Origin of the sequence: Gluconacetobacter aggeris (assembly GCF_014174395.1) — a bacterium.
Taxonomy (GTDB): Bacteria; Pseudomonadota; Alphaproteobacteria; order Acetobacterales; family Acetobacteraceae; genus Gluconacetobacter; species Gluconacetobacter aggeris.
Map to the genome: position 1 here is coordinate 277013 of NZ_JABEQD010000001.1, position 15379 is coordinate 292391.

A 15379-nucleotide genomic window follows, 5' to 3' on the forward strand; every position below is an offset into this window, starting at 1 on the left:
TGTAGCCGGAGTTCGCATGACCGCCCCAGTTCAGGAAACGACGACTCAGGACACGAAGCTGGTCCTCGCCCTGCCCAAGGGACGCATCCTGAAGGCCGCCGCCCCGCTGCTGGCCGGCGCCGGTATCCTGCCGGCCTCGGACTGCCTGGACGAGGGCAGCCGCCGGCTGCGCTTTCCCACCGACGACCCGACGCTGGACGTGGTGCGCGTGCGCTCGTTCGACGTCGCGACCTTCGTGGCCTTCGGCGGGGCGCAACTGGGCATCTGCGGTGCCGACGTGCTGATGGAATTCGACTATCCCGAAATCTATGCGCCGCTGGACCTGCACATCGGTGCCTGCCGCGTCTCGGTCGCCCGCCCCAAGGGCCAGGGCGAGGGCGACAATCCCGCCCGCTGGTCGCGGGTGCGGGTGGCCACCAAATATCCGGCCATCACCCGCCGCCATTTCGCGGCGCGCGGCATCAATGCCGACATCGTGCATCTGCATGGCGCGATGGAACTGGCCCCGGTGCTGGACCTGTCGCACCTGATCGTGGACCTGGTCGATACCGGGTCCACTCTGCGCGCCAACGGGCTGGAAGAAACCGAAACGATCGCCAACGTCACCAGCCGGCTGATCGTCAACCGCACGGCGCTGAAGACCCAGCCGGAGCGGATCGGCGCGCTGATCGCGCGCTTCCGCCAGGCACTGGCCGCGCCCGCCACCGCCGAGACCCTGCCCGCATGAAACGCCTCGACAGCACCCACGCCGATTTCCGCGCCGGTTTCACCCGCCTGCTGGCCGACCGCGAGGGCGATACCGCCCGCGTCGATGCCCCCGTGGCCGAGATCCTGGCCCGCGTACGGGCCGAAGGCGATGCCGCGCTGTGCGCCTATACCGAGCGGTTCGACCGCATGCCGATCACGCCTGACCGGCTGCGGGTGACGGAAGCCGAGATCGAGGCCGCCTGCGCGCAGGTCTCGCCCGACCTGCTCCGGGCGCTGGACGTGGCCGCCGCGCGCATCGAATCCTTCCATCGCGCCCAGTTGCCCGCCGACCTGCGCTATACGGATGCCGAGGGCGTAGAGCTGGGCATGCGCTGGACGCCGCTGGATGCGGTGGGGCTGTATGTGCCCGGCGGCACGGCGGCCTATCCGTCTTCGGTATTGATGAATGCGGTGCCGGCGCGGGTGGCGGGCGTGGAGCGGCTGGCCATGTGCGTGCCGACGCCCGACGGCGTGCTGAACCCGCTGGTGCTGGCCGCCGCCCGCCGTGCCGGCGTCAGCGAGATCTATCGCGTCGGCGGGGCGCAGGCCGTGGCGGCGCTGGCCTATGGCACCGCCACCATCCAGCCGGTGGATCGCGTGGTCGGCCCGGGCAATGCCTATGTGGCCGAGGCCAAGCGCCAGGTCTTCGGCCGGGTGGGCATCGACAGCATCGCCGGCCCGTCGGAAGTCGTGGTGGTGGCCGATGCGGGCGCCGATGCGCGCATCGTGGCGCTGGACCTGCTGGCGCAGGCCGAGCATGACGCGCTGGCCCAGTCGATCCTGATCACCACCGATGCCGCTCTGGCCGACCGGGTGGCGGCGGCGGTCGAAGCCGAGCTGCGCACCCTGCCGCGCGCCGCCATCGCCGGGGCAAGCTGGACGACGCATGGCGCCATCATCCTCGTACGCGACCTGGACGAGGCGGCGGCGCTGATCAACGAGATCGCACCCGAGCACCTGGAACTGCTGCTGGCCGAGCCCGAGGCGCTGTTCGCGCGCGTGCGCCATGCCGGGGCGGTGTTCCTGGGCTATCAGTGCGCCGAGGCGATCGGCGATTATGTGGGCGGCCCCAACCATGTGCTGCCGACCAGCCGGACGGCACGTTTTGCTTCCGGCCTGTCGGTGTTCGACTTCCTCAAGCGCACCACCTTTATCGGTGCGGGGCCGGATGCGCTGCTGCGGATCGGCCCGGCGGCGGTGGCCCTGGCGCGGGCCGAAGGGCTGGATGCGCATGCCCTGAGCGTGTCGGCCCGGCTGGACGCGCAACGCTCGGGCGCGGACAAAGCTTGACCGCGGCCCCGACAGACCGCACATATCCGCCTGCATTTCATCCGACCGGCCGCGGGGCCGCCCCAATAGGCCGGGCCCGCGGCCACGCCTGCTTCCTTATTTCCGGCCCGATGCCGGCCAACCAGCATGATCGAAGGATACAATGTCGAAAGAAGACATGATCGAATTCAGCGGTACGGTGACCGAACTGCTGCCCAATGCCATGTTCCGCGTGAAGCTCGATAACGAGCACATGATCCTGGCCCACACCAGCGGCAAGATGCGCAAGAACCGCATCCGCGTGCTGGCCGGCGACCGGGTGAACGTCGAAATGACCCCGTACGATCTCTCCAAGGGTCGCATCACGTTCCGCTTCAAGTAAGGCACAAGCCTGTGTCCGACAGTGCCACGGGACCAGGGCTGATCCTGGCTTCCGCCTCGCCGCGCCGGCGCGACCTGCTGGCGCAGATCGGACTGGTGCCCCGGCGGATCGTCGCCGCCGATCTCGACGAACAGCCCCTCGCCGGCGAACTGCCGCGCCCCTACGCCGAGCGTCTGGCGCGGGAGAAGGCGGCGCATGTCGCCGCCATGCTCGACGAACCCGCCCTGGTGCTGGGCGCCGATACGGTGGTCGCCCTGGGTCGGCGCATCCTGCCCAAGGCCGAGGACCGGGAGACCGCCCGCCGCTGCCTGTCCCTGCTGTCGGGCCGGCGCCATACGGTCCTGACCGCCATCGCCGTGCGGCCGACCGCCGCGTGGGCCGAAGGGCGGCCCGCCGAGCGCACGGTCGTCAGCACCGTCACCTTCGCCCGGCTGGCGGAGCGGCAGATCGAGGCGCTGCTCGATGCCGGCGATTGGGAAGGCAAGGCCGGGGGCTATGCGCTGCAAGGCCATGCGGCGTCGCATATCCGCTTCCTGTCGGGCTCGCCCTCCGCCGTGATCGGCCTGCCTGTGTTCGAGGTCGCGCAGTTGCTGCGCGGCCAGAAAGGGGCCTGGCTGCCGTGACGGCGCGGATCCTCGCCGCCAGCGCGCCGGGCGAGATCCGCATCGCGGTCACCGATGCCGCCGGCCTGCGCGATTACGCGCTGTGGCGCCCGGGCTGGCCCGATGGCGTGGGCGACCTGCATCGCGGCCGCGCGGGCGCGCGGCTGACGGCCATGGGCGGCACCTTCGTCGACCTGGCCGATGGGGCCTCCGGCTTCCTGCCCGACTCGGCGACGCCCGGCCCGCTGGCCGAGGGCGACCCCGTGCTGGTGCGGATCGTGCGCGCCCCGCAGGACGGCAAGGGCGCGCGCCTGACGGCAACCGGCCTGGCCCTGCCCGAAGGCCAGAGCCCATCCGGACCGCCCGCCCTGCTGGCACGTGGCCCGACGCCACTGGACACCCTGGCCGCCGCCTGGCCCGACGCGCCCATCGTGATCGACGATGCCGCCCTCGCGGCCCGCCTGCCCGCCGGGCTGCGCGGCCGGGTGCGGCGGGAACGCCATGCCTTCGATGCCGAGACCGAGGCCGCCTGTGCGGCGCTGGCCGAGCCCTCGGTGGCATTGCCGGGGGGGCTGCGGGCCACCGTCACCCCCACCCCGGCGCTGGTCGCCATCGACATGGATGGCGGCACTGCCAGCAGCGACCGGCGCGCCAAGCAGACGGCGCAGTTCGCCGCCAACCGCGACGCCCTGCCGGCCCTGCTGCACCAGATCCGCCTGCGCAACCTCTCCGGCGCCATCGTGATCGACGTCGCGGGATTGGCCATCCGCAAGCGCCCGGCCCTGCGCGAGACGATCGAGGCCGCCCTGGCGCAGGACCCGCTGCGCCCGCGCTTCCTCGGCTTCAGCGCCCTCGGCCTGGCCGAAATCATGCGCCCGCGCATCCGCCCGCCGCTGCATGCGCTGCTGTCGGACGCGCCGGGCCAGATGCTGCGGATGCTCGATGCGTGGGCGCGCCAGGTCACGGGCCAGCCGGGCCGGGCGCCTGCCTTGCGCGTCGGCACCGATCTGGCCCGGACGCTGGACCATGACCCGGGCGCCATCGCCGACACCGCCCAGTTATCGGGCCACCAGCCGGCCTGGCGGCTGGACCCGTCCTTGTCCCCCCTGAGCTGGACGCTCGACCATGTCTGATCCCACCGCACCCGCCACCCCCGCCCGTCTGCCCCCTTGCCCGATCTGCGGCCGGCCGGGCGAGGCGGCGTTCCGCCCCTTCTGTTCCAAGCGCTGCAGCGACGTGGACCTGGGCCGCTGGTTCTCGGAAAGCTACCGCGTGCCCGACCAGAGCGAAGGCGGACAAAACTTCGACGAAAACGATCCGAGACGGGTTGATCCCGATGACGAGGTGGGATAGATCACACCCCCACGGCGGCACGATCCCGATCGCACCGCCCGCGCCGGTCTCGGCCCGGTGCCCAAGTAGCTCAGTTGGTAGAGCATGCGACTGAAAATCGCAGTGTCACTGGTTCGATTCCGGTCTTGGGCACCATTTCCATAAAAATACCTTCAAATCAAAATCCTGGTTTCGGGCCTCGACCCGCACGATGTGCGTTCGAGGCGGAATTCCATCGAACATGCATTTAAAAAAGATCACAGGGCATCCTTCCGGAGGCCGGGCCGTTTGTTTTGCCGGGGCGGCGAAACAAGGAGCAGAATCTCATGATCGCGCTATCCGATATTCATGTCGGCATGCATGTCGTCGGTTCAGACGGCCAGCCGGTCGGCAGAATCCGTGCCGTGGAAGGCGCGACGCGGCTCCTTCTCCAGGACACCACGCTGGCGGACGGGGATACGCATTACCTGCCCACGAGCCATATCGTGGAGATCACCGATCAGGTGCATCTCGATTGTTCGGGAGCCATCGCACGCACGCTCTTCGACAAGGATCTGCCGGCGGGCGAGAACACGACATAGACGGTCGGAACCATCATCGGCATCGTGACGCAAGAGCCGCCCGGGACACTCCGGGGCGGCCCTTCGTCATATCGTTTACGACTTGCGGCAGAGTTTCTTCAGAATCACCACGCCGGTTGCCACGACGGCGATGGCCGCCACGGTACGGACCAGCGGACTCATATTCCCAATCGAACGCGCGGGCACCTGCCCGCTTTCCAGCTTTGCCAGCGCGCCCTGCGCGCGGTCGGCGACCTGGCCGAGCAATGTCGCGGCCTGCTCCGCGCGCTCTTTGGAATTGCCGACCTTTTCCAGAACCTTCGTGTTCAGCTCGTTCACCTGGCCGACCGCGGTATCGCCGAGTTCCTGCAACTGTTTGGCGGTCTGGCGCAGGGCGGTCGCCCCGCTCCGCAGGCCCCAGGATTTGAACTCGGTCCGCAGGGCCTTGTCCGTCTCCCGAAGATCTTCCCCGAGGGCATGAAGATCGGCCCGGAGCTTTTCGACCTGATCAGAAATATTGGCCACGATCTCTCTCTCCCGTTTTCTGCTCGGTGATATGGCGCCCGCCCTGTCAGCCGGTGCCGGCCAGGAACGCCTGGCGCAGCTTCTGCTCCGCCTCGGGCGACAGGGACGTCTGGACGATCTGGGGATTGCCTTCGAGCGCGCGCAGATGGTCCACCACCTTTCCCGGCTGGACCTTCCGCACCAGGACGAACAGTTCCGATGTCCCGGGCTTCAGGTTGGCGCCCACTTCCCTGATGAAATGGTCGTTGATTCCATAATCGAAGAGCGCGCCCCCTCCGGCGCCCGCGACCCCACCCGTCAGCGCCCCGACGGCGAAACCGGCCAGCGGGTTCATGAAGACCAGCCCCACCAATGTTCCGAGCAGCATCCCACTCCAGAATCCGTCCAGCGCACCGAGCGCCACCGTATGAACCGACTGGTCGAGATGCAGCCGCCCGTCATCGGTACGGCGCACGACAACCGCGTCATCAACATCAACGAGATACGCGTTTTCGAGTTTCCATATTTCCGCGCGGGCGCGGGTAGCGCCGTCGAGCGTATCGAAGCCAAGAACCACGAGATCGGACATGTCCTGCCTCCTTCGTCACGCGGGGGGCTTTGCCCCGCTGCCTGGTTTTTCGCCACATGAGAAGACGCCCATTCCCCGTGGCCCGCAAGACCAAGCGCACCGGCCGGGCCGGCGGCTCGCCTGAACGTGCGCGAACGCAGGACCATCATCCACGGGAAAGGAATTTTTCATATTAAGATCGTGATATAAATATCGCACGCGACAATCGCCTCGATAACACCTATCTGCCTTCTTCTGTCGCACATCGTTCATTCAACATATTGTATATAAATAATTCTTTTGCCGGATATTTTCATCCCCGACAGCGTGCGAGCGGAATACAGGTAGGGGCGCCCTCCTGCTTCTTCATGCAAATCCCCGTCTTGATCGGGAGATCACCCGACCATATACAACGCACGGAATGCGTATATTTCTTCTCCTGATCAGGTCCCCTCGATGATTTCTCTCCTATCCCAGCCCCGCCGTGCCTTTCTGGGCCTGTTGGCGACGGCGCCGCTGCTGCGGATTGCCCGTGCCGCCGAGCAGAAGACCCTGCGCATCGGCATCATGTCCGGCGAGGACGAGGATATCTGGCGCCTGATCGCCACCCATGCCGCACAGGCCGGCCTGACGCTGAAGATCGTGACCTTTTCGGACTATAACGCGCCCGACGAGGCCCTGGCGGAGCATGAGCTGGACGCCAACGCCTTTCAGCACGGTCCGTTCCTGGAGGCCCAGAAAGCCGCGCACGGCTATGGTATCGTGCCGGTGGGCAATACCTATTTCTCGCCGATCGGGCTGTATTCCACCCGCTGGCCGTCGGTGGCGGCGTTGCCGAAGGGTGCGGTGATCGGCGTGCCGAACGACCCGAGCAACGAAGGCCGCGCCCTGCGCCTGCTGGAGGTACTGGGGCTGATCAAGCTGGCACCCTCGGCCGGCCTGCTGCCGACCGCGCTGGATATCACCGACAATCCGCGCGACCTGTCGGTCAAGGAACTGGATGCCGGGATCGTCGGCCGCACCCTGCCCGACCTGGATGCCGCTGTCGTCAATACCAACTGGGCGTTCAAATCGGGCATCCAGGTCGACAAGCAGCGGATCGGGCAGGAAACGCTGGCCAATAACCCGTATGTCAATTTCGTCGCGGTCAACGCGGAAGACGCCAAGGCGGCGTGGATCGCGCCGCTGATGAATGCCGTCCATCAGCCGGACGTGCGGCAGGCCATCCTGGACATCTATCACAACGCGATCGTCCCGGCATGGTGACGAGCCTTCTGCGGGTCGAACATGCCTGCCGCCGCTTCGGCGGCCAGACGGCGCTGGATGATGTCTCGTTTCAGGTGCGGCCCGGCGAGATCCTGGGCATTATCGGCCGGTCGGGCGCGGGCAAGACCACGCTGCTGCGCTGCCTGAACGGGCTGGAGCGGCCCGATAGCGGGCGCATCCTGATCGAAGACCGCGACATCACCACCCTGCCCGAGCGCGAACTGGTGCAGGTGCGGCGGCGGATCGGGCTGGTGTTCCAGCATTTCAACCTGCTGAATTCCCGCACCGTCGCCGGCAATATCGAACTGCCGCTGCAGATTGCCGGCGTGCCGCGCGACAAGCGCCGCGCGCGCGCCGACGAATTGCTGGAACTGGTGGGACTGACGAGCCATGCCGGCAAGCGCCCCGGCCAGTTGTCGGGCGGCCAGAAGCAGCGCGTAGGCATCGCGCGGGCGCTGGCGGCAGATCCGGCGCTGCTGCTGTGCGACGAGGCGACATCGGCGCTGGACCCGGAAACCACGCTCTCCATCCTGGACCTGCTGCGCGACATCAACCGGCGGCTGGGGCTGACGATCATCCTGATCACGCATGAGATGGATGTGATCCGCCGCATCGCGCAGCGGATTCTGGTCATGGATCACGGCCGCGTGGTCGAGGACGCGGAGACGGCGCAGGTCCTGCGCGGCGGGGCGCGGCACAATGTCACGCGGGCTTTCCTGCATGGCGAATCCGCGCGCCTGCCCGACGCCCTGCTGGCCCGGCTGCGCCCGGACCCCTTTGCCGGGGGTGCCCCCGTGGTGCGCCTGACGCTCGATGCCGAAGCGACCGGCACGCCCGTGCTGTCGATCCTGGCGCGCCGCCACGGGATCGACGCCACGATCCTGCAGGCCGGCATGGCCGAAGGCAGCGCGCACATGCGGGCGGAATGCGTCGTGCGCCTGTCGGGACACGATGACGGGGCCATGGGTTTTCTGCTTCAGGCCAGCCCGTCGATGGAGGTACTGGGCTATGTCCCGGCTGATTCTTGATCTGATCCTGCACGCCACGGTCGAGACCATGGAAATGGTGCTGGCGTCCGGCCTGATCGCGGTGATCGGCGGGCTGCCGCTGGCGATCCTGCTGATCGCGACCGCGCCGGGCGGCATCCTGCCCCTGCCGGCATTCTCCCGCGCGCTGGGGCTGGTGATCGACGCCGCACGGGCGGTGCCGTTCATGATCCTGCTGGTGCTGCTGATTCCGGTGACGCGGCTGGTGGCGGGCACCGCGCTGGGCACCGGGGCGGCCATCGTGCCGCTCTCGATCGCCGCCGTGCCCTATTTCGCCCGCATCGCGGAAGTGTCGCTGCGCGAGGTCGACCGCAACCTGGTCGATGCCGTGCGGGCGATGGGCGGCACGCGCTGGATGGTCATCCGCTTCGTCCTGCTGCCCGAGGCGCTGCCCGGCCTGATCTCCGGCCTTACGGTCACGCTCGTCACGCTGGTCGGGGCCTCGGCCATGGCGGGCGTGATCGGCGCCGGGGGGCTGGGCGACCTGGCGATCCGCTATGGGTACCAGCGCTTCAATACGACGATCATGCTTTCGGTCGTCGCAGTGCTGATCGCGCTGGTGACCTTGATGCAGGCTGTCGGTAACGGGCTGGCGCGGCGGCTGCGGTGAAGGAAGGTCTCTTCTTTTTCTGAAGAAAAAGAAGCAAAAAGACTTTTGATTCGTTCAGGGGCATCGCGTGCCCCAGCAAAAAACACCTGAACGAATCAAAGTTTTTTGGTTCTTTTTTTCAAAAAAGAACAGAAACCGATCCCCGCTCAGTTCTTCCCCGCCGCCATGCCCTTCACCAACTGCGCCGCGACCAGATAACCCGCCGTGATCCCGCCCATCGCCAACAGTACGCCCGCGCCGGGCACGGCGAAAGCGAGCCAGCGCCCCGCGATGGTGAAAGGCAGGACCAGCGCCACGCCCAGGGCGCACAGGGCGGAAACCAGGAGCCACGGATCGGGTGGGGTGCGCCAGGGCAGGCCGCGCGTGCGGATCAGGAAGACCACGAGGATCTGCGTCGCGATGGATTCCTCAAACCAGGCGGTACGGAATTCCGGCGCCGCGACGTGGAAACCATGGAGCAGCACGACAAAGGTAATCCCGTCGAAGACCGAGGAGAGCGGCCCCATGATCCCGGCATAGCGGACGATCCCGCGCATGCTCCAGCGTTGCGGACGGCCGAGATCGGACGGATCGACGGTATCGAACGGGATGCCGATTTCCGACAGGTCGTAGAGGAGGTTGTTGAGCAGGATCTGCGTCGCCAGCAGGGGCAGGAAGGGCAGGAACAGCGACGCCATGGCCATCGAGAGCATGTTGCCGAAATTGGAGCTGGACCCCATGCGGACATATTTGAGGATGTTCGCGAATGTGCGCCGCCCCTCGGCCACGCCATCGGCCACCACATTCAGGTCCGGAGCCAGCAGGATCATGTCGGCCGCCGCGCGCGCGACGCCGGTCGCGCCATCGACGGAAAGCCCGACATCGGCCGTGCGGATACCCGGCGCGTCGTTGACGCCGTCGCCGAGGAAACCGACGGTCTCGCCCCTGGCCTGCAGGGCGCGGACCACGCGCACCTTCTGGTCGGGGGTCAGGCGACCGTAAAGCGCGACACCCTGGACCCGCGCGGCCAGGGCCTCGTCGCTCAGCATCTCCAGTTCCGGGCCGGCCAGGACGGCATCTGCGTTCAATCCGACCAGCCCCGCGATCCGCGCGACCACCAGCGGGTCGTCTCCCGACAGCACGTTCACGCGCACGCCAGCCGCCGCCAATCGTTTCAGGGCGGCGGCTGCACTCTCCTTCGGGGGGTCGGCGAAGGTGCAGAACCCCTCGAAGATCAGATCCGCCTCATCTTCGGGCGCCAGCGCATTGGCGGGCGTGGCCCAGGGTTTGGTGGCCACCGCGATGGCGCGGAGACCCTGGGCGGCAAGGCCGTTCAGCCGGGCCGTGATCGCGTCACGGGCCGCGTCGTCGAGGACCGGTGCGTCCGTGCCCGCCCGTCGCCGATCGCAGACCGCCAGGATCGCTTCCGGCGCGCCCTTGCAGATCAGCACGCACGCCCCGGCCTGCGCCGCCAGCACGGAGCCACGCCGCCGCTCGTAATTGAACCCGATCCGGCCTTGCGCGGTCCAGCCCTCGGCGGCCCGTGGCGCGGCGGTGGCGAGCGCGCCATCCATGGCGCCGCGATCGCCCGCAAGCTCGGCGCACCGGCCGGCCAGCGTTGCGATATGCGGATCGTCCTCGCCATTGGCATTGAGGCTGCCGGCCAGCACGATCTCGGCGGAGGTGAGGGTGCCCGTCTTGTCGGTGCAGAGAACCGTCATGGCGCCGAGATCGTGGATCGCGGTCAGACGCTTGACGATCACCCGGCGCCGGGCCATCCGCACGGCGCCGCGCGACAGGGTGACGGTGGTGATCATCGGCAGCAGTTCGGGCGTCAGTCCCACCGCCAGCGCCACCGCGAACATCAGGGATTCGATCAGGGGCCGCCCGAACAGCAGGTTGACCGCCAGCACCGCGACGGACAGGACGCCGGCCGCGCGCGCGACGACCAGGCCGAGGGCGCGCAGATCGCGCTGGAACGGCGACGGTGCGGTGTCCTCGGCCAGCACGGACGCGACCGCGCCGAACAGGGTCTTGCGCCCGGTGGCCACCGCCAGGGCGGTCGCCTCGCCCGTCTGCGCGATCGCCCCGCGGAACAGCGCGTTCGCCGCGTCGGCGGGCGAGCGGGAGAGAATGGGACCGGGGCGCTTTTCCACCGGGTAGGGCTCGCCGGTCAGCGCCGCCTCGTTGGCGGTAAAGCTGGCGACTTCCAGGACCAGGGCATCGGCCGGAATGACATCGCCGGTCCGCACGCGAAAGACATCGCCCGGAACGACTCCGGCGGTGGGGATGCTGACGAATTTTCCGTCGCGCCTGACTTCCGCCGACAGCGCCACCGATTGCCTGAGCGCCTCGGCCGCACGGGCCGCACGGCCTTCCTGGATCGCGTCCAGCGCGATGGAGCCGATGATGATGGCGGCGATGATGCAGGCGCTGGCCACGTCGCCCATGCCCGCCGACACCCCGGCGGCGAACAGGAGCAGCAGGATCAGCGGCTCCAGAAACCGCTGGCCGATCGCGATGACGGGCGAGAGCCTGCGGACGGGCCGGTCGGTGTTCGGGCCGATACTGGCCAGACGGGCTGCTGCCTCGCTGCCCGTCAGCCCCTGCGCGCCGGATGAGACCGCGGCAAATATCGCGTCCGGCGGCTGGGTCCAGAACGGCACCGAGGCTTTCGTTGCGCGCGGCGGATGATCCATCCCCCTCCCCTCTGCCCTGTGACGACCCGGAAGGACGGCGAAAGCGGCTCCGGCCGGGTGACGTTATTCCGTGTGGGACCGCCGCCGCCACGGTAGCAGATAGGGCGCGCGCCCATGGTGGCCGAAATGGGCCACCCGCGCCTCGTACAGTTCGATCGCGCCCAGGGCGCCCAGCCGCGCCAGCGCCACCGTCAGCGCCGCACCCGTGAACGGGGCCACGCCATAGATCCAGAAACTGCGCCACTGGCCGGAGAACAGTGCCGGCCCCAGGCTGCGGGCCAGGTTGGTGCTGTCGCCCGACAGCCAGGCCTCGAACGGATTGAGCGTGAAGAAGAGCGGACCGGCCACCAGCGGCGTCACCCAGCGCAGGCCGGCGGTCCCGCCGGTGAACAGCAGGGTCCCGATCAGCAGCGCGGTGGTGCAGACCTCGCCCAGGAAGGGCCAGGAGAGCGGCACCGCCGCCGAGGGAATGGTGGCGGCGAAATGGGTGACCCGCGACCACGCCGCCCAGCGCGGCCAGAGCAGCCCCACCAGCGCGACCAGCCCGGTGCCAAGAACAGCGCCCGTCAGTTGGGCGGCCATGTAGCCCAGCATGTCCCGCCACGCCAGGCGACCCATCAGGGTGAAGGCCAGCGTCACCGACGGGCTGACATGCCCGCCGCTGACCCGGCCGAAGGGCGACAGGGCCGCGATGGTGCCGCCCATGCCGAAGAACAGCCCCTGCAACGCCACCTGCAAGGCGGGATGGGCCATCAGAAGCCGCCCCGCCGGACTGCCGGCGGCACCCAGCAGGACATTGGTGGCGACACCGAAAATCATCAGCAGCACGGTCCCCGCGCACTCGCAGGCATACAGGCGGGGATGCGCCAGCCGTCCCGGATGCGGCGCCCCGGCCAGCGGCCGGTCCTGCGGATGAGGATAACAGGCGGGACCAGGCGCCGCCGGGGGAATGGAAACGGACCCGGCCACTGCTATCCTTGGTAGGATGCGATCTCGACCAGATTGCCGTCCGGGTCCTCGCAATAGACCGAGGTGACGGGGCCCAGCGCCCCCAGGCGGGCGACCGGCCCGTCGGTGACGCGGACGCCGCACCCTTCCAGATGCTCGACCACGTCGGCGCTGGAAACGGCGGTGATGAAGCAGAGATCGTTGGTGCCGGGCAGCGCATCGGTGGCCGTGGCCCAGCCTTCCGCCCCATGGGGGCGGAGATTGAGCTTCTGGCCGCCGAATTTCAGCGCCGTGCGGTTGTTGCGGCCATATTCCTCCCGCTCCATGCCCAGAACCCGCTGATACCAGGACGCCGAGACCTCCAGGTCACGGACGGTAATGACGACATGGTCCAGCCGATCGACGGTAAAGCGCATGGAACGGGGATCTCCTTGTAGACGGATGGCGGGACGGCGCCCCGACTCAGCCCGTCAGGCCTTCGTAGAAATCATTGCCCTTGTCGTCGATGACGATAAAGGCCGGAAAATTCTCGACTTCGATCTTCCAGACCGCTTCCATGCCCAGTTCCGGATATTCCAGAACCTCGACCTTGCGGATGCAGTCCTTGGCCAGCCGCGCCGCCGGGCCGCCGACCGAACCGAGATAGAAGCCGCCATATTTGTGGCACGCCTCGCGCACCGCCTTCGACCGGTTGCCCTTCGCCAGCATGACGAACGACCCGCCGGCAGCCTGGAGCATGTCGACATAGCTGTCCATGCGCCCGGCGGTGGTGGGGCCGAACGAGCCGGTCGGCAGCCCGTCCGGCGTCTTGGCCGGACCGGCATAATAGACCGGATGATCCTTCAGGTACTGCGGCAGGCCCTCGCCGCGCTCCAGCCGCTCGCGGAACTTGGCATGAGCGATGTCGCGCGCCACGACCACGGTGCCGGTCAGCGACAGGCGGGTCTTGACCGGGTACTGCGACAGTTGCTCGCGGATCTCGGTCATCGGCTTGTTGAGGTCGATCAGCACCTCTTCGCCGCCCAGATGCTCGTCGGTGGTCTCGGGCAGGAAGCGCGCGGGATCGGTCTCGAGCTGTTCGAGGAAGAAGCCGTCGGCGGTGACCCGGGCCTTGATCTGCCGGTCGGCCGAGCAGGACACGCCGATGCCCACCGGCAGCGACGCGCCATGGCGCGGCAGGCGCACCACGCGCACGTCATGGCAGAAATACTTGCCGCCGAACTGCGCGCCGATGCCCAGGCCCTGGGTCAGCTTCAGGATCTCCTGCTCCATCTCCAGGTCGCGGAAGGCATGGCCCTGCGGGCTGCCCTGCGTCGGCAGGCTGTCCAGCCACTTGGTCGAGGCCAGCTTGACCGTCTCAAGCGTCTGTTCGGCCGACATGCCGCCGATCACCACCGCCAGATGGTAGGGCGGGCAGGCCGAGGTACCCAGCGTGCGCACCTTGGCGTCCAGCCATTTCAGCAGGTTTTCCTTGGTGGACAGCAGGGCGCGGGTTTCCTGGAACAGGAAGGTCTTGTTGGCCGACCCGCCGCCCTTGGCGACGAACATCAGGTCCATCTGCTCGGCATGGTAGTCGCCCGGCGTGGCCGAGATGTGGAACTGCACCGGCAGGTTGGTGCCGGTATTCACTTCCTCGAACATCGACAGCGGCGCCATCTGCGAATAGCGCAGGCTGGTGCGGGTGTAGGTGTCGTAGACGCCGCGCGAGAAGGCCTCTTCCTCGTTGCCGTCCACCCAGACGCGCTGGCCCTTCTTGCCGTAGACGATGGCGGTGCCGGTATCCTGGCACATCGGCAGCACGCCGCCGGCGGCGATGCAGGCATTCTTCAGCAGGTCCAGCGCCACGAAGCGGTCATTGTCCGACGCCTCGGGGTCCTTCAGGATCTTGGCAAGCTGGGCCAGGTGGCCGGGGCGCAGCAGGTGCGCGATGTCGTGGAAGGCACGGGCGGCGAGTTCGCTCAGCGCCTCGGGCTTGACGTGCAGCACGGTGCGGCCGTCGCAGACCGTGGTGTGGACCCCTTCGATCTCCAGCCGCCGATAGGGCGTGTCATCGTCATGGAGCGGAAAGAGCGGACCGTAGACGAATGGCTTCAACGGCGGCTTGGGGGGGGTGGATGAGGCGTTCAATGGACAGTCTCCCTCTGTGTGCCTGTCTCCCCCGGATTGGTTCCGGGTGGTGGCGATGCACGGAGAGCCCGGCCGCATCCGGGCCCCCCGGATGGTGTACGGTTCAGCCCGGACCGGAACCCTTCTTGCGGAAGGCGGCCAGGCTGACCACTTGTGGCGAGGACGGCGCTTCCTCCACGGGTTCCGCGGCCTCATCCGCCGGGGCCGCCAGGTCGGAGGCGGCGGGCGCCTCGTCTTCCTCGACCGGCGTCTCGGGCGGGGTAAAGCGCAGCGCGAGCCGGACATGGGGATCGGCGAAGGCGGTCACGGCGTCGACGGGAATGACCAGGGTCGACCCCACGCCGCCGAAGGACAGGCCGACCGAAATGGTCTGCGCGTCTTCATCCACCTTCAGGTCCCAGAACTGGTGCTGCAGCACGATGGTGATCTCGTGCGGATACTGGGCGCGCAGCCGGTTGGGCAGGACCACGCCCGGCCAGTCGGTGCGGTAGGTGATGTAGAAATGATGCCCGTCGGGCAGTCCCTCGCGCCCCACATGGTCCAGCGCGCGCAGCATCACCCCGCGATACGCGTCCTCGATCCAGGAATCATAGGGCAGGAGGCTTTCGGGAATCGTGGTGTCGAAACCGTTTTCCTCGTCGCGATCGTCGGACATGCGGGATACTCCGTACCGTCCGGCCGCCCCGTCGGGGGTCGGCCGGGCCATGATGGCCGTGTGGGTCGCGCCACGCCCTGCCACA

The 15379-nt window shown here is 68.2% G+C and carries 17 protein-coding genes and 1 tRNA gene; 11 read left to right on the forward strand and 7 right to left on the reverse strand.

Going from position 1 to position 15379, the window contains the following annotated elements:
* Positions 1-16: 16 nt before the first annotated feature.
* From hisG to HLH36_RS01275, 8 genes are all read left to right on the forward strand, one after another.
* Positions 17-727 carry an ATP phosphoribosyltransferase gene (gene hisG / locus HLH36_RS01240; protein WP_182984686.1) on the forward strand — a complete coding sequence of 237 codons (711 nt, stop codon included), beginning with the start codon at positions 17-19 and terminating at the stop codon, positions 725-727.
* Positions 724-2037, forward strand: a complete 1314-nt coding sequence (gene hisD / locus HLH36_RS01245) for a histidinol dehydrogenase (RefSeq protein ID WP_182984687.1) — start codon at positions 724-726, stop codon at positions 2035-2037. The genes hisG and hisD overlap by 4 nt, the downstream gene beginning before the upstream one ends.
* Before the next feature lie 142 nt (positions 2038-2179).
* Positions 2180-2398, forward strand: coding sequence for a translation initiation factor IF-1 (infA, locus tag HLH36_RS01250; protein ID WP_003622234.1), 219 nt, complete (start codon positions 2180-2182; stop codon positions 2396-2398).
* An 11-nt stretch (positions 2399-2409) separates the two neighbouring features.
* A complete protein-coding gene (locus HLH36_RS01255; RefSeq protein ID WP_182984688.1) occupies positions 2410-3021 on the forward strand; it encodes a Maf family nucleotide pyrophosphatase in 612 nt (203 codons plus the stop codon).
* Positions 3018-4133, forward strand: a complete 1116-nt coding sequence (locus HLH36_RS01260) for a ribonuclease E/G (RefSeq protein ID WP_182984689.1) — start codon at positions 3018-3020, stop codon at positions 4131-4133. Before HLH36_RS01255 ends, HLH36_RS01260 begins: the two co-directional genes overlap by 4 nt.
* Positions 4126-4353 (forward strand): DNA gyrase inhibitor YacG, encoded by a 228-nt coding sequence (locus HLH36_RS01265; protein WP_182977636.1) that lies wholly within the window; start codon positions 4126-4128, stop codon positions 4351-4353. Before HLH36_RS01260 ends, HLH36_RS01265 begins: the two co-directional genes overlap by 8 nt.
* A gap of 59 nt (positions 4354-4412) precedes the next feature.
* Positions 4413-4488, forward strand: a tRNA-Phe gene (locus HLH36_RS01270).
* A gap of 170 nt (positions 4489-4658) precedes the next feature.
* Positions 4659-4913, forward strand: a complete 255-nt coding sequence (locus HLH36_RS01275; RefSeq protein WP_182984690.1) for a DUF2171 domain-containing protein — start codon at positions 4659-4661, stop codon at positions 4911-4913.
* A 75-nt stretch (positions 4914-4988) separates the two neighbouring features.
* Here the strand turns inward: HLH36_RS01275 and HLH36_RS01280 are convergent, their stop codons facing one another.
* On the reverse strand, positions 4989-5417 hold the full coding sequence (locus HLH36_RS01280; protein ID WP_182984691.1) for a hypothetical protein: 429 nt from the start codon (positions 5415-5417) through the stop codon (positions 4989-4991).
* A gap of 46 nt (positions 5418-5463) precedes the next feature.
* Entirely contained in the window at positions 5464-5985 is a 522-nt protein-coding gene (locus tag HLH36_RS01285) for a DUF1269 domain-containing protein (protein WP_182984692.1), read from the reverse strand.
* Positions 5986-6420: 435 nt separating this feature from the next.
* Between HLH36_RS01285 and HLH36_RS01290 the strand changes: the two genes are divergently transcribed.
* The 3 genes from HLH36_RS01290 to HLH36_RS01300 are packed head-to-tail and all read left to right on the forward strand — an operon-like array spanning position 6421 to position 8886.
* Entirely contained in the window at positions 6421-7230 is an 810-nt protein-coding gene (locus tag HLH36_RS01290; protein ID WP_182984693.1) for a MetQ/NlpA family ABC transporter substrate-binding protein, read from the forward strand.
* Positions 7224-8258, forward strand: a complete 1035-nt coding sequence (locus HLH36_RS01295; protein ID WP_182984694.1) for a methionine ABC transporter ATP-binding protein — start codon at positions 7224-7226, stop codon at positions 8256-8258. The genes HLH36_RS01290 and HLH36_RS01295 overlap by 7 nt, the downstream gene beginning before the upstream one ends.
* Positions 8239-8886: a methionine ABC transporter permease gene (locus HLH36_RS01300; protein ID WP_182984695.1), complete on the forward strand. Its 648-nt coding sequence runs from the start codon at positions 8239-8241 to the stop codon at positions 8884-8886. Before HLH36_RS01295 ends, HLH36_RS01300 begins: the two co-directional genes overlap by 20 nt.
* A 146-nt stretch (positions 8887-9032) precedes the next feature.
* Here the strand turns inward: HLH36_RS01300 and mgtA are convergent, their stop codons facing one another.
* The 5 genes from mgtA to HLH36_RS01325 form a co-directional block, all read right to left on the reverse strand.
* Positions 9033-11564: a magnesium-translocating P-type ATPase gene (gene mgtA / locus HLH36_RS01305; RefSeq protein WP_182984696.1), complete on the reverse strand. Its 2532-nt coding sequence runs from the start codon at positions 11562-11564 to the stop codon at positions 9033-9035.
* A 63-nt stretch (positions 11565-11627) separates the two neighbouring features.
* Positions 11628-12533 (reverse strand): MIP/aquaporin family protein, encoded by a 906-nt coding sequence (locus HLH36_RS01310; protein ID WP_338030362.1) that lies wholly within the window; start codon positions 12531-12533, stop codon positions 11628-11630.
* A 2-nt stretch (positions 12534-12535) separates the two neighbouring features.
* Positions 12536-12928: a VOC family protein gene (locus HLH36_RS01315; RefSeq protein WP_182984697.1), complete on the reverse strand. Its 393-nt coding sequence runs from the start codon at positions 12926-12928 to the stop codon at positions 12536-12538.
* A gap of 46 nt (positions 12929-12974) precedes the next feature.
* Positions 12975-14639 carry a fumarate hydratase gene (locus HLH36_RS01320; RefSeq protein WP_246376284.1) on the reverse strand — a complete coding sequence of 555 codons (1665 nt, stop codon included), beginning with the start codon at positions 14637-14639 and terminating at the stop codon, positions 12975-12977.
* A gap of 103 nt (positions 14640-14742) precedes the next feature.
* Positions 14743-15294: an SspB family protein gene (locus tag HLH36_RS01325; RefSeq protein WP_182984698.1), complete on the reverse strand. Its 552-nt coding sequence runs from the start codon at positions 15292-15294 to the stop codon at positions 14743-14745.
* Between the last annotated feature and the right edge of the window lie 85 nt (positions 15295-15379).